Origin of the sequence: Paenibacillus glucanolyticus (assembly GCF_037333485.1) — a bacterium.
Taxonomy (GTDB): Bacteria; Bacillota; Bacilli; order Paenibacillales; family Paenibacillaceae; genus Paenibacillus_AQ; species Paenibacillus_AQ glucanolyticus.
This window is the reverse complement of record NZ_CP147845.1, coordinates 6,167,642-6,187,796: the sequence shown is the minus strand read 5'-3', so window position 1 is coordinate 6,187,796 and position 20,155 is coordinate 6,167,642. Positions and strand designations below refer to the sequence as shown.

Genomic DNA, 20,155 nt, shown 5'->3' with positions numbered 1-20,155 from the left:
TAGATATGAAAGAAAGGGTCGAAGAATAATGAATAATCCTGTGCAAACATCGTCAACGTCCACGCCTCATGCTGAGGCGGGCAACGCTCGCGTCTCCGTAGGCATTGCGCTTAGAGCAAGTCTTGTATTCATTGTGCTGTGCGGAGTTCTGTATCCTCTGGTCACTACAGGTGCAGCGCAGCTGCTGATGCCGAAGCAAGCCGGCGGCAGCCTGATTACGGATGAGAGCGGCAAGGTGGTAGGCTCGGAACTGATCGGCCAGAACTTTACGGACCCGCAATTTTTCCATGGGAGGGTGTCCAGCATCGAATACAACGCAGCTGGCTCAGGCAGCAATAACTATGCACCTTCCAATCCCGAGATGATCGATCGAACAAAGGCGTCGATTGAGGCATGGAAGGAGAATAATCCGGACGTTCCGGTAAGCGAGCTCCCGATGGACCTGGTAACGAATTCCGGCTCTGGACTGGATCCTCACATTTCGCCGCAAGCAGCGGATATTCAAATTCCACGGATCAGCAAGCTGACCGAAATTCCGGAAGCAGAGCTTCAGCAGCTGGTGGAGAAGCATACGGAAGGACGGGATTTAGGTGTATTCGGTGAACCGCGCGTGAATGTGTTGAAGCTGAACTTGGCTCTCAGAGAGCTTCTTAGCTGACGATGGATCACTTTCGGAGAAAATCGCCGGAGGAAATTTTAAGGTCCATCTCGAAGCTCCACCAGGGGCGGCTCAAAGTGTATATCGGGGCCGTGAGCGGCTCGGGAAAAACCTATCATATGCTTCGCGAGGGGCAGACCTTGAGACAGCAAGGCATTGATGTTGTCATCTGTGCCGTATCCACAATGCAGCGTCCGGAGACGGTGGAGCAGGCACAGGATCTGGAACGGGTGCCGAGCATTCATTGGGTTCAGGACGGCATAGAGAAGAAGGATCTCGATCTGGATCTGCTGCTGAAGCGCAATCCGGAGGTCGTGCTTGTGGATGGCCTTTCCCACCGGAACCGGAGAGGGGCAAGGCATGCCACACGGCTGGAGGACATAAAGTTCCTGTTAAGCCGGGGGATCAGTGTCATCACAACGGTGAATGTGTATGAGCTTGAGGATGTGCACGGCATTGCCACCAAGCTGACGGGCATCAAGGCCAGTTATACGGTGCCCGCCGATACCCTTGAGACCGCCGATGAGGTGGTGCTCATTGATGTAACACCTGAAACGATGCTGGATCGGGCACAGGAAGGCCTGCTTGCGGGGGGAGGCATATGGAAGCAGGGCAATCTGGCCGTGCTTCGGGAGCTTACCCTCCGTCTTGTTGCAGAGGGCGTGAACAACTCGCTTGCGCGGTACCGCAAGGAACAGGGACTCATCGGCCCATCGGGGGCCGATGAGCGGATACTGGTGTCCACACAGTACCATTGGAACGGGTCCATCTATATGCGCCGCGGTCAGCAGATTGCGAAGAGACTGAACGGCGAACTGTTGGCGGTAACGTTTGTGAATCAGAAGCAGGAGCTTACGAAGGAACAGGCGGCTTTTAAGCGCTCCATGCTGAAGCTTGCGGAACGGATTGGCGCCAAGCTGGAAGAACTGCCCCTTCATTCACGAAGGGAGCTGCCAGGTGAACTCGTTCAATATGCACTTGAGCATCATGTCACCCGTATTGTGCTGGGTCACTCGAAGCAGACCCCCTGGCAGGAGCTGCGGCAGGGATCGATGATTCAGGAGCTGCTTAAGAAAACGCGCGGGATTGATATTTTTATCGTAGCGGACCGGGCAGCGCATGACGGAGAACGAATCATCCCGGCTCAGATTCATCCACCGCAGCGTTCGTCCGAATCGTTTCATCGCTTGAATGAACAGGAGCTGGATCAGAAGATCGAGCAGGTCAAGCGGGGGCGGTTCAAAGTCTATATCGGTGCAGCCCCGGGTGTAGGCAAGACGTATACGATGCTGCGGGAGGGCAATGATCTGCTGAAAAAGGGACTGACGGTTCTTACCGGACTGCTGGAAACGCACGGGCGGAAGGATACGCTTTTACAGGTCGGTGAACTGGAAGTTCTTCCACGAAGAGTGATGGATTACCGGGGCTCACGCCTTGAAGAGATGGATACCGATGAGATCATCCGCCAAAGGCCCGATGTGGTTTTGGTGGATGAACTGGCGCATACAAACGTTCCCGGAAGCAAGCACAGGAAGCGATATGAGGATGTGCTGGATATACTGTCGGCTGGCATCTCTGTTATTACGACCGTGAATGTGCAGCATCTGGAGAGCTTGAATGACGCGATGGAGCAAATTACCGGTGTGCGTGTCCGCGAGACGGTTCCGGACCATATTCTGCAATTGGCGGACGAGGTTCAGCTCATCGATGTCACGCCGGAGTCACTGCAGCAGCGGATGAAGGATGGCAAAATCTATGCGCCGGAGAAGATCCACCAGGCGCTCAGCCATTTTTTCAAGACGGGAAATCTGATTGCTCTAAGGGAACTGGCCCTGAGGGAAATTGCAGATGATGTGGATGAGAGGCTGGAGTCATGGCAGCGAAGCAGCTCGCTTCGGGGACCGTGGCGGCGCGAGGAGGTTATCTATGTTATGGTTGGCAGCGGACCTCAGGGGGAGCGGCTCATCCGCCGCGGCTTCCGGATTGCCCATCGGCTGAAGGCGGCCTGGTATGTGACGCTCCTTCAGGAGGGGCGTGCGCATTCATCCCGTGCTGACTCCAAACGCTTAACGGCTCTTCAAACGCTGACAGAACGACTTGGAGGAACATTCGGCGTACTGCCTGTAAGAAGAGGGAAGGCGCGTGAAGTTGCATCCCAATGGGTCGCGGCGGCTGATAAGGCGAAGGCTACCCAATTGATCATCGGTCAGCCGAAGATCACGGGATGGAAGCTGTACGCCGAGCGGAAATCGATCCGAAGCCTGCTGAGATATGCAAGGCATATGGATGTGCTGGTGGTTGCCGATTATGATCCGTGCACGAACGAGCCCAAACCGTCAGGGAATTAATCGCTTATGAAAAACATAAACGCCAAAACGCCCACAAACCTGTAAGCAACAGGAATGCGGGCGTTATTGACGTCTCCCTACGGGGAGATTTATAGGGCGCGCGTGCCAGGGCTATTCTCCTGACAATGTGTGATCGCCGGTCAAATATTTCTCGGTCAGTATGGAGAGCAGGCGAATGCCAACCTCATTCTCTCCACCTTCCGGAATGATCAGGTCGGCGTATTTCTTCGAGGGTTCGATAAACGCCTCGTGCATAGGCTTGACCGTTGTCAGATATTGATTGTGAATCGACTGGATGGTCCGGCCGCGGTCCTCAATATCACGAACGACCCGGCGAAGCAGGCGCACATCGGGATCGGTATCCACAAACACCTTAATGTGAAGCAGCTTGCGCAGATTCTCGTCTGACAGCACATGAAGTCCTTCAATGATAACGATGTTGTTTGGCTTGAGCTCAAGGGTCTGATCCGTGAAGCGGGCATGTGCAGTAAAATCATAGACCGGTGCATAAGCGGGCTCCCCGCCCTTCAAGATGCCGAGATGCTCGATAAGCAGCTCGTTGTCGAAGGCGAACGGGTGATCATAGTTGATCGCTTCGCGTTCCGCAAAGCTGAGCTCTTTATGATCCTTGTAATAGTTATCTTGCGAAATGAAAGTCACTTTATCTGAACCAAGACGGTCAATGACAGAGCGGGCAACCGTCGTTTTGCCCGATCCGGTGCCGCCGGCAATACCAATTATGAGCATGGCGAATCCATAACCCTCCCTAGAGTTTGCAATTTTAATATTGTAGCACAGCATGCGCTTTTTTTCACTATGGGGATATAGAGCAAAAGCTGGGATTTTCCGAAGTTTTTTATTCCTGGCATGGCATGGTGAACCCAACGGGTATGAATTATCATAGAGAGATGAGTTGCAATTGAATTTTGTGGAGGGGTTATCATGCACAATGCCGCCGTTTATCCATGCAGGCCGGCTTCATTCACCCGGCAGGGAGAGGAACGGGAACAGATCGATTGGAGTCGCTATGAAGCGGTTGTTCTCCACGATACGGTGACCGGGCATGCCGTAAAAGAAGCGACCGAGGTCCGTGCCTGCTGGAGTCCTGAATATTTTCATGTGCAATTTGTTTGTCAGGATTCCTACATGGTATCCGAGTATCTTCACAGGGATGAGCCGCTATATGAACAGGATGTTGTGGAATTGTTCGTGGATGATGCCGGGAGTGGAAAGGAATACATAGAGCTTGAGGTTAGCCCGAACAATGTTGTATTTGATGCCCTTATCCGCAACGACGGCGGGAAGACGATTACGACCAGCGATATCAAGTGGGATCTAACCGGTCTTGTGACCTCGGTCGATCATGACGAGCAGGGGAATTGGGTTTGTGAGATTACAATTCCTGCCGTGAACTTCGGTAATCCTCCACAGAGGGGGCGGAGCTGGAACGTGAATTTTTACCGGATCGACGAAGACCCTCAAGGCATCCGGGAATATCAGGCATGGAGTCCAACTGGAGAGGTGAATTACCATATTCCTGCCCGGTTCGGGAAGCTGGAGTTTGTTGATGATCTATAGCATGAGGCTGTAACTCAAAAAGCCGCAATCGCAGAATTACGTGCGATTGCGGCTTTTCATATGTTTGCCGATTTTTGGATGGACAGGCTTACTTAAACCGGTAGGCCCGAGGCTCGGTAAACCAGAAGCTGCCGTCCTGGGAGAAGTCCCGGTATGGACTTGGTGACACCTGGTCGACCAGCTTCAAATCCTCCTCGGTCAGCTGCACCTTCAGCGCACCGAGGTTATCTGCAAGCTGCTGCTCGTTACGGATACCGACAACAGGAACAATGTTGCGCTGCAGAAGCCATGCCAGTGCAAACTGTCCCAGCTTGACTCCCTTCTCCCCCGCCCGCTGGGCAAGCAGCTCGACCTTCTCTAACTTGGCGCGGTTATCAGGTGAATCCATGTCCATGCGCTCACCGCGCGAGTTGTCCGGGAGCGGCTGCCCGGCCCGGTATTTACCGGAGAGCCAGCCGCCATCCAGCGGGGAATAGGCCAGTGTAGCCAACCCGTGACGCTGTGAAGCCGGCAGGATTTCCTGCTCGATGTAGCGGTTGAAGATACTGTACGAAGGCTGATTGGTGACAAAACGCTCCAGGTTCATTTTTTCGCTGGTCCATAGGGATTCAAGGATTCGCCAAGCCTCGAAATTCGAGCAGCCGATATATCTTACCTTCCCTTGGGTAACCAGATCATCGAGCGCACGCAGCGTCTCGTCCAGCGGGGTATGCGGATCGGGCCGATGTACTTGGTACAGGTCAATATAGTCCGTATTCAGTCGCTTCAGGCTTGCCTCAACCTGTTTCATGATACGGTAGCGGCTTGCGCCTTCTCCGTTCGGTCCTTCGGCGGTCCGCACCTTGAATTTGGTCGCGATGATAACATCGTCTCTGCGTCCTTGAATGGCTTTGCCTATAATTTCTTCACTCGTACCTTTGCCATAGGTATCCGCAGTATCGATAAAATTAATGCCGGAATCCAGCACACGGTCGATGATGCCGAGCGAGGTTTTCTCGTCCAAATCCCAGTCTCCGTAAGTCATGGTTCCCAGGCAAAAGCGGGATACCTCAAGTCCGGTTCTTCCCAAATAGACATATTCCATCCCATACCCTCCTCAATCCCATAGTACGATAGAAATCTGCTTCCATTATCGACCTTTTATGCAGAGATGACAAGCCGGTATACAGGTGAAGGAATACCTCTGAATGCTTATTGCTTATGACGCTTTCGTAAAAAAACGCATGGTTGAGCTTCTGCACAATCACCAGGATGTCATGCTGGCAGGTCGCAGGGCTACCCGCCCATCCGCCCATCGCACAGCGCGAAAAGAGGCCCACCTCAAGGGATTGAGAGGGCCTCTGTATGTGCTGTGGCATGGTGTTCTGGCTGAGGAGCAGCCGTGCAGTTGGATGGAAATTAATGACATAAGATCAGCATAAAAAGTTATTGCGCTGCTGTCACCGTAATGTCGCCGTGCTTGTCTTGCTTGGCTTGTAGATGCAAAATATCCGTCAGGAAGGCCAGCGGAACATACACATGGCCGCCTTTCATTTCAGGAGCAGAGCCGAGCGGGCGCGGGGCCATTTTGCCAAAAGAGTAAGCATCCTTGTTCAGAGTCACCGCACTCCAGACGGCTCCCTTGGAAATCTCGGCGGTTTTGTTCTTGCCGTTCCACTTGACGTCGAAGTGCAGCTGGCGCAGCACTTGAGCTGCCGGAACCATGATTTTGCCGTTGTTATCCTTATAATAAACGCCTGATTTCATCACAGCTGCAGCTGCTTGTTCCTCCGTTGCTTGACCTTGACCAGGCAGCTTCACGGCAAATTCCGGCATGCCTGCAGCCCCGGGTGCGCTGCTGTATTTCTGGAACACGATATAGGCGGTTCCGCCTGAAACATAGAAGGCTTGCCCGGCATCGATGCCCTGGAACCCGTCCTCATGCTGGAAATAATTCTCTTGATCTGCCGCAATTGCTGTTTTGACCGCTTGATCCACAATGGCTTTGTAATCCCTTCCGAACAGGTCTTCCAGCGTCACGCGCTGTGCTTCGGCTTCGTTTCGGAAGTTGTACGTATCCACGCGGGGGACACCATTGTTCATTCCCATGCCCTCTGTAATGACTTTGAGGGAGATCAAGTCGCCATCCGTGCCATCCGAAGTCAGCTCATAGGTGATCGTCAGCTGATAAGGGCGCATGGTATAGCCGTTCTTCTGAGCACTGGCGGCTGTTTCTGCCGCTTCCTTCTCCCATTTGGCCATATCCTTGGAAGCGTGGGATTCGATGATGTCGTTCAGCTGCTCCTGATATTTGGTGTCGGCCAGACCCTGAAATACAGGGATTTTGATGTCGGTTTCCAGCCACTTTTCCTTGGATTGCAGCGTTTTGGATGTCACGAGTGGTGGGGTTATGGCCGGCGTTTCTGCTTGATCCGTACTCGCTGCAGTCCGGGTTTCGGCATGGACGTGGCTGGACGGCAGCCCTGAAGCGGATATCATGAGAATGCCTGCTAATCCGGCAGCCGCCAAGGTTCTGGTCAACGGGGTCGTTGTATGTTTCATTGTTTTCATCGTTATTACCTCCAGTTTTATAATGGATATCTACCATGTGTGATCTACCGGATGTACTCGTTGCTGACAAGCTCGGCTGCGATGGCTTCCGTTGGAATCGTAAATTCCACAACGCCCAGATAGCCGGGTGCGACATCGTATTCATATTGGAATAGGTAAGGGTTTGATATTATCTCCACCTTTTCCCCTCCTCCACACCGTGCATGCAATTTTCACCGCACACGGCGTTCCACCTTATATGCTAAAGTTATATGCTCACAAGTTTACATGCTTTGCGATAGAGATTGATTTTATCAATCATAGCGTCGGTAAGTTGTAGGATACTTTTGTAATATTCAATCGTTTTATCTTCTGTGGCATGTACTAACCTGTGTACATCGCTGTGAATAATGCGTAGGTTATTGTACTTATCTGTGCCACCCAGGGATAGAGGTTCGTAGTGATGACAATGAACCTCTTCTGCCTGTAAGAATAAACCCGTGACTTCGCATAATCCCTGAACTCCTGAGTACCTTGAAAGCCGATTGTCGGAATATTCAAGAGTCCTATCCCAGACGTCCGATCGAATTAGTTTCGATAACTCTACTTGGACGTGAAACTTGAGATTTACGTGAATGCTTTCTCTGGCTTCAGCATTATATGGGGTTGATTCCTGGCTGAAGTTTAGTGGTTTACTTTTAGAAATGTCCTGTAAAGGGAAGAGTAGCGTTCCTGCAACCTCCCAAGTTTTATTATTATTTTTATAAAACTTAGAGTATGTTGGAGGCGGCCGTTTTGGTCTTCCGTATCTACTGATGGATTTGAGACGATTGAACATAAATCGACTTTTGCGAAAGGCAATTTCCTGAAAGTCCATGCTTACATGTGATGCGAATTTGAAATAGTTATGTAGGCCTAGGACAAAGCTATTCCATTGTGAGATCGTTTTTGGAGTAGGAGATAGCTTAATTTCAGTGATCAATTTATTTATTCGTTTCTTGATCTGATCCTTCTTCTTATCAGAGATGAAACTATGAGCAACATGCTTTTTGCCTTTAGGAACGGCCTTAAACTTAAAGCCCAAGAAATTGGATGATTTCTTGCGCAGATTTATGACCATTGATTTCTCTGGAGAGACATCTAGTTTAAGTCGTTCTTTAAGGTATTGTTTTACTGCATGGTACCATTTATAGGCGTCTTGTGAGGTTCTGGCAAAGATCTTAAAGTCATCAGCATACCTTACGATAAAGCCCTCTTTGAGTTTTGTCCTCTTCAGGGCGGCATATTTATTTCTTTGTGTGTAAGGATGTTTGGTTTTAAAATTTTCCCATTGCCCTGCAACCCAGTGATCCAAGTCATTAAGTACTATGTTGGATAATAAGGGAGAGAGAATTCCACCTTGCGGTGTACCTTTACGAGGTATTCCTTCCTTTTCAATGGGTGCCTTCAACATTTTTCCTATAATGGCCAGTACTCTCCGGTCTTTAATCCCTATATTCCAAAGTTGTTTAAGAAGCAGTGTATGGTTTACGTTATCAAAGAAGCCTTTTATATCGATATCAACAACAAAGTGGAGTTGGGCGTTGTTAATTAATGTATCGCATCTTGACTTTGCATGATGCGTGCTTCTTAGAGGCCTGAACCCATAACTATGCTTATAAAACTTTGCTTCACAGATAGGTTCTAAAACTTGCTTGACCATTTGCTGTATTAATCTGTCCAGCATACTAGGAATACCTAATGGTCGTTTATCGCCATTGGGTTTCGGGATGAAGACACGTCTGACTAGTTTCGGTTTATAGTGATCAAGTGTTTTACGAATCGTATTGATGAATTCATCCTGACTGTAGCTTTTGAAATCATCAATGCTAAATTGATCAGTGCCTTGAGTCTTTGATCCTTTGTTGCTTTTAATCATTCGATAGGCTAGAAGTATATTATTATCAGAAGTAATCAGTTCATATAGCCTGTTAAACGAGCAACCTTCTTTACTTTTAAGGTAAAGAGTATCAAAGGTCGATTGCATCCCGTAGTATTCAGCGTATCGCAAATATGTGATGATTGTGGACAACTCCTTGAAAAGTTGTTTCCCACTTTCTTACCTGACCGATCATCTGCAACTTGAGTAATTTAACTTAGATTTATAAGGCTTGGGGCTATCCCTCCGGAATGTTTCCATTCTTTCATAGGTACTGTGCCCCTACTCTCACAAGAGTAAATCATGTTGCCATGAACCATTCCCTTGATAGAGGTTTAACAACGGAGTTGTATAAATGTCTCTTGCTTTCCACGTTCCGATTATTCTAGCTATCCATGCGCGTTTTAGGTGGCGACTATAAGCCTGTAAACCTTATACCCTCTTTGTTAGGTATCCCGAATTTCATAACTTCAAATCTTACTTTTCGGTAGTTTACGCTGCTAGTGCAGCACAATTCTTTCGAATTGTTATACCTCTAGACCCGTACATTCATCGCTTGGTCAGTTACTTGTGTAACATTCTCACCATGACGCGCTTTTCAGCACCCCGACCTATTTCAGACCATATTTCTCAAAGTGAAACTTAGGCCCGATTCAGCCGACTTCACCTAGCTTCAAACAGAGACAAGCTATCTCTTGTTTCTGCTTGTAGGAGTATTAGGTAGGAAGTTTAAGCTCAACATGAAGGCTTTCATTCCTTCCTTCGAATAATCAGTTGTTATTCTTTTTATTTGAAAAGAACCCACTCTTTTCATGCCATTAGGCACTTATAGAGTAACGTGTCGCACTGAAGCTGATAACCAGTTTTCCGTCCTGATTAATGTAGAAGTTTTGGTCTTTAGCGATGGACTGGAAAATATCCTCCGGTATTTCAGGCTCCACGCCCGGCTGCTCTACCCAGTAGACGATATCCGGGTTATCCTGCATCTGCTGGCGCATCTGTTCCTTGATATTGTCGCTGATGGTTTGGATGTAACGGTCATCCTTGAACAGGCTTGGCAGCGTGATCACCATCTGATTGATTTTGTCGATCGTATCGTATTGTCTGGATTCGACCGAACTGCCGGCCGTTTCGACGACATAGCGCGAAAGGATCAACAGCTGTTCATTATCAGTGATAACCTCATAGCCGCTGTCGAGTCCCAGATGCGCGCCGCCTTCCTTATGAAGCTGGGCCACTTCGTCTTTGAAGTTGTCATACAGCTTTTTGTTCTCTTCCAGGTATTTGTTATTCAAGGTTTGCTCCAGCTCTGCATTACCCAGATTGGTTATGCCCGGCGTTTCCATATGCAGGTTCGTCTGGTCATCCTGCTCGGTATATTCCCTTATGGTGATGACCTTGATGATATTGCCTAGAACCGGCACATCCGACATGGCTTGGGCGAGGACTGGGCTGGTGTTCACACCGGCAAACAGCAGAATGCATGCTGCCGCCGCGCTGGCGAGCCAGGGCAGGGTTTTATTTTTTTTTCGCCTGGCTGCAATGGTCCTGTTAACCAGCGAGCTCAATTCATCAGGAATAGGAGTGCTCTCGTACTGTTCTTTCATCCTATTCAGCTTGTCATGCATTATCGTTGTTCCTCCTCTTGATCTTTCTCACTTAAATTCACGCGCAGCTTCTGCAGTCCTTGGTATAACCGTGTTTTCACCGTGCTGACATTCTCATGAAGCACTTCGGCGATTTCTTCGATTTTCATATCTTCAAAATACCGGAGAATGATCACGGCTCGATATTTGTCGGGAAGTTCCTCCAGGGACTGGGCCAGATCCAGATTGGGATAATGATCATGGCTGCTGGGTAATACAAACTCCAGGTTCTCGTCGTCCATGACGCGGACTTTTTTCTGTTTTCTTATGAGATCCAGGGAGGTTGTTACAATAATCCGGAAAAACCAGCTTTTTAATGAACCCGTTTGCTTCAGTTTTTCTATGGATAAAAATGCTTTGTGGATGGCGTCCTGAACGATATCGAGGGCATCCTCTTTGTTTCTAACGTAGCTGTATGCCAGTCGATAGGCGCTATCCTGATTTTCGGTTATGCACTGTATAAGAAGCTTCTCCAGCTTCCGTCCGCCTCTCATGTAAATATGACACTCCTTTGGGCCCGCGCGGGTAACCATCAATTGCAATTGACTTACGGATGCATGACGTGCAAGTCCTTCAAAAAGTTTGATTTTCCATAAAAAATTTAAAAACAGCGTCTGCCTCATTATTCAGCGAACCCTTCAGCCGTCGCAACAAGAAAAAGACCCCAGTTTCACTGGGGCCTCAGAGTTTCGCGAAACTCCCCGTTTTCTGCAGGGAGTTTAAGATGAGATCGAATATCCCCAATACGGGGGTCTTCGGTTTTTGCTGTTATTCATGCTCATATTTTCTGATAACAATCGCCGAGTTGTGTCCACCGAAGCCGAAGGAGTTGGACATGCCGATCCGAAGCGCAGCTGATCTCGCCTCGTTAGGCACATAATCCAGATCGCATCCGGGATCGGCTGCATCCAGATTGATGGTTGGCGGTATGACGTCTTCCTGCAACGATTTCACGAGGGCAATCGCCTCGACGCCGCCCGATGCGCCCAGCATATGTCCGGTCATCGATTTGTTGGCGGTCACGGGTATGCGGTAGGCAGCTTCACCGAATACAGACTTGATTGCAGCCGTCTCGGACCGGTCGCCAATCACTGTGCTTGTGGCATGGGCACTGATGACATCGATATCGGAAGGGGAGAGGTTCGCTTCCGTCAGTGCCAGCTTCATCGCCCGGGCTGCACCGTTGCCGTCTTCCGGGGTTGCCACCATATGGTAGGCATCCGAGCCGGCCCCATACCCGATTACTTCACCCAAAATGCCGGCCCCTCTGCGCAGGGCATGGGAGAGCGACTCCAGCACGAGGATACCGGCCCCTTCCGCCATCACGAATCCGTCCCGGGCCGCATCAAACGGCCGGCTGGCTCGGCCGGGATCATCATTGCGGGTGGAGAGGGCGGTTGCATTCGAGAAGCTGGCCAGCGAGATATCGGTCACGGCCGCTTCGGAGCCTCCCGCGATAATGACATCGGACCGTCCCGCCTGGATATTAAAGAAAGCTTCGCCAATCGCCGTATTGCCGATCGAGCACGCTGTAACCGGAGCCAGCGTAGAGCCCAGCGCACCGTATTTGATACTGATGAGGGCAGCCGCCATATTGGGAATCATCATCGGCACCAGAGTAGGACTGACTCGCTCAGGTCCTCGTGAAGCCAGCGTTTCGCTCTGATTCATCAAGGTTTGGATACCGCCGATGCCGGAGCCGACGTATACCCCCATGCGCTCCCGGTTGATCTGGTCAAGATCAAGTCCGGTGTTATGCAAGGCCTGATCTGCCGCAGCCAGTGCAAACTGGCAGAAGCGGTCCATACGCCGGGCTTCTTTTACACCGAACATCGAGTTTGGATCAAACTCCTTTACGACACCTGCTATTTTTACTTTTTGCCTTGATGTGTCAAATGCATCTATATGTGTAATACCGGATTCTCCCCGAACAAGCCGGGACCAGAACGTCTCAACATCATTTCCCAGCGGTGAGATGACACCCATGCCGGTAATAACGACTCTTTCCATGGAATAACAGCCTCCTTTAAGACTTTACTAACGGCAAGCCTTTATAACTTGTCAATCTTAAGGTTATAATGTCACGTAGAGTATCCTATTACAAGATATCGTTTATCCTAGTATAAATACTGCTATCCTGAGTTGGATGAAGGAGGCGTACCCTATGAATTCCCAAGTCAGGCTTCAAGCCTTGTCGGCTTTTCTGAAAGGTCAGCGTGCCAAAATCTCCCCCGAGTCTGTTGGATTGCCTTCCGGCACCCGAAGGAGAACACCGGGCCTGCGCCGGGAGGAGGTTGCCCAGCTGGCAGGTGTCAGCACGACATGGTATACCTGGCTGGAGCAAGGGCGCGATATTCAGGTATCCTCGTCTGTGCTGGACTGTGTTGCCAGTGCGCTGTTGCTGAATGCTGATGAGCGGAGATACCTGTATTCGCTTGCGTTCGAGAGCGGGGCAGAGCCCTACTCCGTCAAGCAGGAGGCCGTGCATATCAGCCCGTCCCTGCAAAAAATCATCACCGAGCTGAAGTACTGCCCGGTCATGATATCGGATCGCATGTGCAACATCGTGGGCTGGAACCGGGCGGCCGCGTATGTATTCCTTGATTTTGACCGCATTCCTCCCGAGGAGCGGAACATGATCCGGCTGCTCTTCACCCGCAGGGAGTTCCAGCGGCTGGCGGTGAACTGGGAGCAGTTCGCCAGCGGCTTCCTCTCCATGTTCCGAACCTATTACGGGCAGTACGTGGAGGATGAGTGGTATGACCGTTTTCTGGAGGAGATGAAGAAGGGGCACCCGGACTTCAACCGGATGTGGGAGCAGAGCCAAGTCAGCTACGCTCCGGAGGTGCATCTGGAATTCCGGCATGCCAAAGCCGGGAAGATGGTATACGAACTCACGTCGCTGAAGGTGTACGGCAATGATGATCTGCGATGCAGCATCTACACACCCGCGCCGGATACGACCACGGAAGCGAAGCTGCGGCAGCTGATGGAGGAGAAGTGAGCGGAGGGGGTGGTGGTCTGGCTGGCTGGTGATTGTCCAGCGGGGCCATTGTTGGTGTGAGGTTGCTGTGGTAACGCCGGTAACTTCGGTAGATCTGGTGGCTCCGGTAGCACCAGTAGCTCCGGAACCTCCTAACCTCGGTAACTCTGGTGGCTTTGGAAACCCGGGCAACTCGAATAACTCCGTAACCCCGCACCCCCGTACCCTGGGAATCCTGTAACTCCAGTAACGCCAAGTAACTTTGGTAACGCCAGTAACATCGGTAACTTTGGAAGCTACGGCAGCTCCAGTAACTCTGGTAGCTCCCAATACTCCATTAACTACGGTAGCTCAGTTACTTCGGTAACACTAGTAACTCCAGTAACCCCTGCAACTCCGGTAACTTAGTAACTCAGTAACTCAGTAACTCAGTAACTCCGGAAACCCAGTAACTCCAGTAACTCTGGAAACCATGGTAACCATGGTAACCCCGTAACTCCCGGTCTCTGTTTCTCCGGTAACACCTAAGCACTCCATTACTCTGCTACTCCCGGTACTCTGGCAACTCCACAAAATACCGTGCAACGGACCTCAACGCCGTTATTCTGACAATAACGGCATTATTTTAAACGTAACGGACAGGAGAGACGTTAAGTGGGCGGTATCTGATGATTCTACTGTCTTTTACCGTAATTAGTGCATTTCATGTCCGTTAGATTTCAAAATTGCCTAGTTTATGCAAAATAACGTCTGCTCAGTCCGTTAGTTGAGTGTCAACACCTACCAAAAGTCACACGTAAGGCAAAAAAAGCTCCGGTATCTCTGATAGCTCCGTTAGCTCAGTAATCCTGGGCTACGGTAACTTCAATAACTCCAGTTTTGTCCAGTAACTCCGGTATCTCTGATAGCTCCGTTAGCTCAGTAATCCTGGGCTACGGTAACTCCAATAACTCCAGTTTTGTCCAGTAACTCCGGTATCTCTGATAGCTCCGTTAGCACAGTAATCCCGGGCTGCGGAAACTCCAATAACTCCAATAACCCGTTAGCTCAGTAACCCCAGTAACCCCAGTAACCCCAGTAACCCCAGAACCCCAGAACCCCAGAACCCCGTAACTCCCAGTCTCTGTAACTCCGGTAACCTAAGCACTCTATTACTCTGCTACTCCCGGTACTCTGGCAACTCCACAAACTACCGTGCAACGGACCTCAACGCCGTTATTCTGACAATAACGGCATTATTTTAAACGTAACGGACAGGAGAGACGTTAAGGGGCCAGTATCTGATGAGTCTACTGTCTTTTACCGTAATTAGCGTATTTCATGTCCGTTAGATTTCAAAATTGCCGAGTTTATGCAAAATAACGTCTGCTCAGTCCGTTAGTTAAGTGCCCACACCCACCAAATTCATGAAGCAAACAAGCAAGGAGCCGGTTAAGCTCTTAAGTTGTTTAATCGAAAAAGCCCCGTGTTAGCACACGGGGCTTTTTGGCTATCTCTTTGCTGTATATGGGTTCGCCTTAACAGCTGAGATTACGCCCAGTCACGCCGCAGCGTGAACAGGTCTTTCAGCTCATCGGTGGACAGCTCGGTGATCCAGCCCTCGCTGCTTGCGATGACCTGATCGCTGAGCTGCTGCTTGCTCTCCAGCATCTCATCGATCCGCTCTTCGAGCGTGCCCATGGAGATGAATTTGTACACCTGGACATCCTTGGTCTGACCCATCCGATAGGCGCGGTCCGTTGCCTGATTCTCGACCGCCGGGTTCCACCAGCGGTCGAAGTGGAACACGTGATTCGCGGCGGTCAGATTCAGGCCGACTCCGCCGGCTTTGATCGAGAGAATCATAACATTCGGCTGCTCATCGGCCGGAAGCGTCTGGGACTGGAACTGCTCGATCATGCGGTCGCGCGTCCGCTTGGGCGTGCTGCCGTTCAAGTACAGTACAGGCTCTCCAAGCTCTTGATGCAGCACCTGCCGCATCATCTCGCCCATGCCGATATACTGGGTGAAGATCAGGCAACGCTCCCCTTCGTCGCGTAGCTCCTTGACCATGGACAGAAGCCGCTCCAGCTTGGCCGAACGGCCAACAACGGCTTCGGTATCCAGCAAGCCGCCGCCCCCGGGCACCTCCGGGAGCGGTTCCTTTGTAAGCAGAGCGGGATGATCGCAGAGCTGCTTGAACTGCGTCAGGGCAGCCAGGATGGCGCCTTTGCGCTCGATGCCCTCGAGCTTCTGCATGCGCTCCAGAAGGCTGTTCACCGTCTGATCATAGAGCGCTCCTTGCTCGGCGGTCAGATGGATATAGGTCTTCATCTCGTTTTTGTCCGGCAGATCGAGCTGGATTGCGGGATCTTTTTTCTTGCGGCGAAGCATGAACGGTTTGATCAGCTTCTGAAGATCCGCCGTGCGTTGTTCGTTCCTGTCCTTCTCGATTGCTTGAATGAACCGGGCGTTGAACGCGCGCAGGCTTCCAAGATAGCCGGGATTGATGAAGTCATAGATGGACCACAGCTCCGACAGCCGGTTCTCAATCGGCGTGCCGGTTAAGGCAACACGGTGTCTTGCCGGGAGGCTTCGCACGGCGGCGGATTGTTTGGTGTCTGCATTCTTGATGTTTTGCGCTTCGTCGATGCCGATTGTTTCCCATTTCATATCCCGTAACATTTCTTGGTCGAGCGTCGCTGTAGCATATGAAGTCAGGATAATGTCGGCCTGGTAGGCCTCCTTATAGAAATCCTCGCTGGTGCTTCTTTTGCCGCCATAGTGGAGCATGACCTGAAGTGAAGGTGCAAACCGTTCCAGCTCCTTCTGCCAGTTGCCGAGCACCGAGGTAGGACAGATCAGCAGGGAAGGGAGCCGTCTCTCTTCCCGCTGCATCGTCATCTCTTTTACATGCAGCAGGTAGGCAATAAACTGTACCGTTTTACCAAGGCCCATGTCATCGGCAAGACAGGCTCCAAGGCCGTATCGCCGCAAGAAGGCAAGCCAAGCGAAGCCGTCATGCTGGTAAGTCCGAAGCTCAGCCTTCAGCCCATCCGGGACGGGCAGGCTCGGCCATTCGTTTTGCCGGCCGAGCTGGCCGATGAGCTTCACGAGATGCTCGTTCAGCTCAACCTCGAGCTTGATCCGTTCCGGGTCCTGCGCTTCCTCTCCGTTCTGCGGGGTCGGCTCCGTATCATCGCTGTTGCTAAGCAGATGGAGATGCAGAATATCCTGAAAGGACAGACCATCCTCGCGGTCCACCCCTGCCATCATCTGGCGGATCTGAGCGACCAGAGCCGGGTCCAGCGGAATCCATTGGCCCCGGAACCGGACAAGCCGTTCGTTCCGGGCAACCAGCTCCGCGAATTCGTCCTCGGACAGGGTTGCTTCCCCGATGGCGATGCGCCAATCGAAATTCACCAGTGCATCCAGACCGAACAGGGAGCCGCCGCTGCTTCGCTCCGCGTTCTCGCCTTCGCCGGAGCGTACCTTTGCCCGCAGCTTGGGCTTCTTCCGGCTGGCTGCTTCCCACCAGGCAGGCAGCAGCACAAGCCAGCCCGACTGCAGTAGCCGCTGACTGTCTACAGTCAGGAACTGCCAGGCGGCTTCGTCGGACAGAGGCTTTCCGAGCACATCATCTTCCGGTGCATGAAGCACCCTTGCCGGCAGTGCTGCTTGCAGACCTTGGAGCCAGCCGGGGGATCGCTCCTTGATATGCGCCGTCCATGTCTCCGGCCAGGAGCCGAATGCCTGGCCGTCTTCAACCAGGCGAACGGCTGCAAGCCCTGCGGCGTCCTGCTTATCTTGCAGTACGAGCTTAAGCCGCCACTCGGGGGCTTCTTCGTCCGGCTCCAACAGTTGAAGAAGCGGTCGGAATGGAGCGGTATCCGGTCGCCAACCGATTGCAATCAGCCATTGCTTGTCATCCATACCTTCGGCTGCTGTGCGGTTTTGCGAGAAGAGGAGGGGATATTCCCTGCGCAGGTCAGCCGCCGCCTCTTCACTGCCATAGCACTGATCTTGAACAGCGGCAGAGAACGTGGCTCGCAAGCCCTCATCCCACATCTCGTCCTCGTGGAGCAGGGAGATACGGTTCAGTTCTTCCGGTGTAAAAGCCTCCGCATCCCACACCCATTGCAGCTTGCCTGACTTGAAGGCGCTCAAGCTTGGCGCGTATTTCTTGTCTTGGATGCAATTCGCAAGCGAAGGCGCAAGCTCAACGAAGGGGAGGCACGCCTCATCCCATACCCATTCAATATGTTCGAGCAGCCGCCCGTCCGCGAAGAAGGGGATTACCTGCTCGGAAGGCAGAATGACCACTTCCATATCCTGAACGGCTTGAACGGTAAGCTCTGTACCATAGAAGGAGACTTCATGCCATGCGAATAATCGATGCTTCAAATATGTCCCGGACACGTAACCACGCATGACGGTAGAGCCGTATATCACGGCATCTCCGTATTCGCTTAATGCCATATGGACTGTGATGGTTTCCGTGTGTCTGCTCATGATATCAGCTTTCCTCTCCGAAGCTCTTCCTGAAATGCGCGCAGCCTGCTGTTACGCACCGACAAGGCGACAATGAACAGATCCCAGCGCTCCTGCTGCTTGAGCTTCTTATATAGCTTGGCTAATCGCTTGAGCAGCTTGACGGCTGCTTTATAGCCGGCGCGGTTCTTGTGAAGGATGTACCGTTCGACCGCCTGATGGTAAAAAGGCAGCAGCAATTCGGGCGCATTCTTCTCAATCGGGACAAGCTCGCTGACCCGAAGCTCCAGCGGTTCCCGACCTGTGCTTAATTGGTAGTCGATCCATTCCCGCCATCTGCCATGCGTGATTAAGGCATTCTGGTAGATGTCCTTCGAGTAAGGCAGCATAGCCGCGAGACTGTTCCACATCCGCTCAGCCTTCTCGGGCAGATGCTGAATAACGGCATCCCAGTAATATTGATAACTGCTGAGGTGCTCGTTTCGGTGACTGCCGAGCAGGGGGCCGATCTCGGGGAGCCACTGGGCCAGCCTGTCCCATTCCTGGGCGGCGTGCAGCATGTCAAAGAAGCCGAGGACTGCAGCCGGGGGAAGGCTGCTGATCTTGTCTGCTTCCCGGAGCAGATTCCAGGACGTTTCATCTTCTCTAAGATAGAAGGACATTAAGCCCTGCGCCGTAAACCATGAGGCCCGTGAGAGCGTGCTGCCGAATTCCGCTTCGGCTGTCTGAAGCTGCTCCAGCTCCGCTTGGATCAAGCTGGCATTATGTTTCGCAAGCGGATAGATCCAGTGAATCCAGAGCTGCATGTAGACCTGGGCATAAAATTTACGGTTCCTCGGTTCGCTCAGCATGCTCTGCCGGACATAGGCATTGGTCTCGGTCAATCGCTGTCCGAACGCCTCTTTGGGCTCGATGCCCTCAAGACCTTCCTTGAAGATGTGTTCCATTCGAGCCTGAATATGATCTGCAGCGATCTGCGTATGATAGCCAATGTAAGAGCCTGAGGCATTCCAGGCACTGGCGGGCTGCTTGACCAGCTTCTCCAGAATAAAGAGATGGGCATGGAGCTCGTATAATGGATCCATATCCGCCGGCATCGGCGGTTTGATATGGTGCAGGGAGGCCAGCGCATTTTTGGCGTAAAACGAATTCTGCGTGTTAGCTCCCAGGGATGCCGTGCACAATTCAAACAGCTCATGCCATGCGGAGATCGGCAGCTCGGGCAAATGGTCTGCCTGCACTCGCCATTTCGAGGTACTGGCGGCAGGGCGTCCTTGTATGTGACCGGAGCGAGCTTCGTTCTGAGCATAAGAAGCGGCGGGGGCATACGAGGTGGAATGCGCGTTTACCAGAGCATGAACAGACCTCCCCTGAAGCTGGGCATAGTCAAGGAGAACGGCCACCATATGCTTGCAGCCTTCCTTAACGGGACAGCTGCACTCGCTGTCATTCAGGGAATGAATATGAAGCCGGGTACGGTAGGTTTCCGTCCCGTCCACAGCGGCTTCTATAATCCCGGAAGAGTCTGTCAGCTCGCTTGCATGGACACGGCCCTGCTTGTAGTATTGAAATCCCCGTTTGAGGGTCAGGTCGCTGAAATAACCGGCTGTCTGCTGAATGAGCGTCTGCCACTGTATATCATCTAACGTTAGGTTTGGGTTCATAATAAGGCGGTCTCCTAAGAGAAATCATTCTAAGTTATCCATTAAATCTATCACATTCCTATAGATGAAGAAACCAGCGGGGAATTTCTTCTTGCTGAGAAGCCCGTCCACAGCTGTACGGGCTTCTCAAGGGCACTGGTGTGAAATTACTTGCTCAATCCAAGGATTCGTTCGTGATGGCATCGCAGCAGGAGTAATCCACAATAATGCTAGGCTGTGTCATTGTTTTATTGATGAAATGTACGTTCGGTTCCCTGGAAGCAGGTAAGGTTGCCTTGGATTAGGCCCTGTCATGGATGATCCATCCATGTAAAAAAGCGGCATAAAAAAGCCCCCTCTCCGAGATTATCGGAATAGGAGG

The 20,155-nt window shown here is 51.6% G+C and carries 14 protein-coding genes and 1 pseudogene; 5 read left to right on the top strand and 10 right to left on the bottom strand.

Annotated elements, in window-relative coordinates:
• Positions 1–28: 28 nt before the first annotated feature.
• Positions 29–658: a potassium-transporting ATPase subunit KdpC gene (kdpC, locus tag WDY75_RS28540; RefSeq protein WP_006207799.1), complete on the top strand. Its 630-nt coding sequence runs from the start codon at positions 29–31 to the stop codon at positions 656–658.
• A gap of 2 nt (positions 659–660) precedes the next feature.
• Entirely contained in the window at positions 661–3,006 is a 2,346-nt protein-coding gene (locus tag WDY75_RS28535) for a histidine kinase (RefSeq protein WP_063478399.1), read from the top strand.
• Positions 3,007–3,117: 111 nt separating this feature from the next.
• Here the strand turns inward: WDY75_RS28535 and udk are convergent, their stop codons facing one another.
• Positions 3,118–3,753, bottom strand: coding sequence for a uridine kinase (gene udk / locus WDY75_RS28530; RefSeq protein ID WP_006207800.1), 636 nt, complete (start codon positions 3,751–3,753; stop codon positions 3,118–3,120).
• A gap of 195 nt (positions 3,754–3,948) precedes the next feature.
• Here udk and WDY75_RS28525 point away from each other — a divergent pair, with 195 nt between their 5' ends.
• Positions 3,949–4,584 (top strand): carbohydrate-binding family 9-like protein, encoded by a 636-nt coding sequence (locus tag WDY75_RS28525; protein WP_063478400.1) that lies wholly within the window; start codon positions 3,949–3,951, stop codon positions 4,582–4,584.
• A gap of 88 nt (positions 4,585–4,672) precedes the next feature.
• On the opposite strand, the gene WDY75_RS28520 is transcribed toward WDY75_RS28525, so the two are convergent.
• Positions 4,673–5,668 (bottom strand): aldo/keto reductase, encoded by a 996-nt coding sequence (locus tag WDY75_RS28520; RefSeq protein ID WP_063478401.1) that lies wholly within the window; start codon positions 5,666–5,668, stop codon positions 4,673–4,675.
• A gap of 103 nt (positions 5,669–5,771) precedes the next feature.
• Here WDY75_RS28520 and WDY75_RS28515 point away from each other — a divergent pair, with 103 nt between their 5' ends.
• The gene (locus WDY75_RS28515) at positions 5,772–6,005 is read left to right on the top strand and encodes a hypothetical protein (protein WP_063478402.1); all 234 of its coding nucleotides are present in this window, start codon (positions 5,772–5,774) and stop codon (positions 6,003–6,005) included.
• Positions 6,006–6,009: 4 nt separating this feature from the next.
• Here the strand turns inward: WDY75_RS28515 and WDY75_RS28510 are convergent, their stop codons facing one another.
• From WDY75_RS28510 to fabF, 6 genes and pseudogenes are all read right to left on the bottom strand, one after another.
• Complete coding sequence (locus WDY75_RS28510) at positions 6,010–7,134, bottom strand: stalk domain-containing protein (protein WP_063478403.1); 1,125 nt, start codon at positions 7,132–7,134, stop codon at positions 6,010–6,012.
• A 44-nt stretch (positions 7,135–7,178) separates the two neighbouring features.
• Positions 7,179–7,277, bottom strand: a pseudogene (locus WDY75_RS28505) (anti-sigma factor); the annotation flags it as partial.
• A gap of 104 nt (positions 7,278–7,381) precedes the next feature.
• Positions 7,382–9,139 carry a group II intron reverse transcriptase/maturase gene (ltrA, locus tag WDY75_RS28500; protein WP_338841453.1) on the bottom strand — a complete coding sequence of 586 codons (1,758 nt, stop codon included), beginning with the start codon at positions 9,137–9,139 and terminating at the stop codon, positions 7,382–7,384.
• Between the two features lie 710 nt (positions 9,140–9,849).
• Complete coding sequence (locus WDY75_RS28495; RefSeq protein ID WP_338841451.1) at positions 9,850–10,659, bottom strand: DUF3298 domain-containing protein; 810 nt, start codon at positions 10,657–10,659, stop codon at positions 9,850–9,852.
• Positions 10,659–11,171: a sigma-70 family RNA polymerase sigma factor gene (locus WDY75_RS28490; protein WP_063478405.1), complete on the bottom strand. Its 513-nt coding sequence runs from the start codon at positions 11,169–11,171 to the stop codon at positions 10,659–10,661. Before WDY75_RS28490 ends, WDY75_RS28495 begins: the two co-directional genes overlap by 1 nt.
• A 274-nt stretch (positions 11,172–11,445) precedes the next feature.
• Positions 11,446–12,687 carry a beta-ketoacyl-ACP synthase II gene (gene fabF, locus WDY75_RS28485; RefSeq protein ID WP_063478406.1) on the bottom strand — a complete coding sequence of 414 codons (1,242 nt, stop codon included), beginning with the start codon at positions 12,685–12,687 and terminating at the stop codon, positions 11,446–11,448.
• Between the two features lie 154 nt (positions 12,688–12,841).
• Here fabF and WDY75_RS28480 point away from each other — a divergent pair, with 154 nt between their 5' ends.
• The gene (locus WDY75_RS28480; RefSeq protein WP_006207808.1) at positions 12,842–13,681 is read left to right on the top strand and encodes a helix-turn-helix transcriptional regulator; all 840 of its coding nucleotides are present in this window, start codon (positions 12,842–12,844) and stop codon (positions 13,679–13,681) included.
• A gap of 1,509 nt (positions 13,682–15,190) precedes the next feature.
• Here WDY75_RS28480 and WDY75_RS28475 read toward each other — a convergent pair.
• Both WDY75_RS28475 and WDY75_RS28470 read right to left on the bottom strand, forming a co-directional pair.
• Positions 15,191–18,151: a DEAD/DEAH box helicase gene (locus WDY75_RS28475; protein ID WP_063478407.1), complete on the bottom strand. Its 2,961-nt coding sequence runs from the start codon at positions 18,149–18,151 to the stop codon at positions 15,191–15,193.
• On the bottom strand, positions 18,148–19,794 hold the full coding sequence (locus WDY75_RS28470) for an SWIM zinc finger domain-containing protein (protein ID WP_063478408.1): 1,647 nt from the start codon (positions 19,792–19,794) through the stop codon (positions 18,148–18,150). Before WDY75_RS28470 ends, WDY75_RS28475 begins: the two co-directional genes overlap by 4 nt.
• Positions 19,795–20,155: the final 361 nt, after the last annotated feature.

What these genes read in the sequence shown, in the direction of transcription:
- fabF (WP_063478406.1), bottom strand. Translation starts at nt 12,687, where the DNA reads ATGGAAAGAGTCGTTATTACCGGCATGGGTGTCATCTCACCGCTGGGA.
- WDY75_RS28510 (WP_063478403.1), bottom strand. Translation starts at nt 7,134, where the DNA reads ATGAAAACAATGAAACATACAACGACCCCGTTGACCAGAACCTTGGCG.
- ltrA (WP_338841453.1), bottom strand. Translation starts at nt 9,139, where the DNA reads ATGCAATCGACCTTTGATACTCTTTACCTTAAAAGTAAAGAAGGTTGC.
- WDY75_RS28520 (WP_063478401.1), bottom strand. Translation starts at nt 5,668, where the DNA reads ATGGAATATGTCTATTTGGGAAGAACCGGACTTGAGGTATCCCGCTTT.
- WDY75_RS28470 (WP_063478408.1), bottom strand. Translation starts at nt 19,794, where the DNA reads ATGAACCCAAACCTAACGTTAGATGATATACAGTGGCAGACGCTCATT.
- WDY75_RS28525 (WP_063478400.1), top strand. Translation starts at nt 3,949, where the DNA reads ATGCACAATGCCGCCGTTTATCCATGCAGGCCGGCTTCATTCACCCGG.
- WDY75_RS28490 (WP_063478405.1), bottom strand. Translation starts at nt 11,171, where the DNA reads ATGAGAGGCGGACGGAAGCTGGAGAAGCTTCTTATACAGTGCATAACC.
- WDY75_RS28495 (WP_338841451.1), bottom strand. Translation starts at nt 10,659, where the DNA reads ATGCATGACAAGCTGAATAGGATGAAAGAACAGTACGAGAGCACTCCT.
- WDY75_RS28535 (WP_063478399.1), top strand. Translation starts at nt 661, where the DNA reads ATGGATCACTTTCGGAGAAAATCGCCGGAGGAAATTTTAAGGTCCATC.
- WDY75_RS28515 (WP_063478402.1), top strand. Translation starts at nt 5,772, where the DNA reads ATGCTTATTGCTTATGACGCTTTCGTAAAAAAACGCATGGTTGAGCTT.
- WDY75_RS28480 (WP_006207808.1), top strand. Translation starts at nt 12,842, where the DNA reads ATGAATTCCCAAGTCAGGCTTCAAGCCTTGTCGGCTTTTCTGAAAGGT.
- WDY75_RS28475 (WP_063478407.1), bottom strand. Translation starts at nt 18,151, where the DNA reads ATGAGCAGACACACGGAAACCATCACAGTCCATATGGCATTAAGCGAA.
- udk (WP_006207800.1), bottom strand. Translation starts at nt 3,753, where the DNA reads ATGCTCATAATTGGTATTGCCGGCGGCACCGGATCGGGCAAAACGACG.
- kdpC (WP_006207799.1), top strand. Translation starts at nt 29, where the DNA reads ATGAATAATCCTGTGCAAACATCGTCAACGTCCACGCCTCATGCTGAG.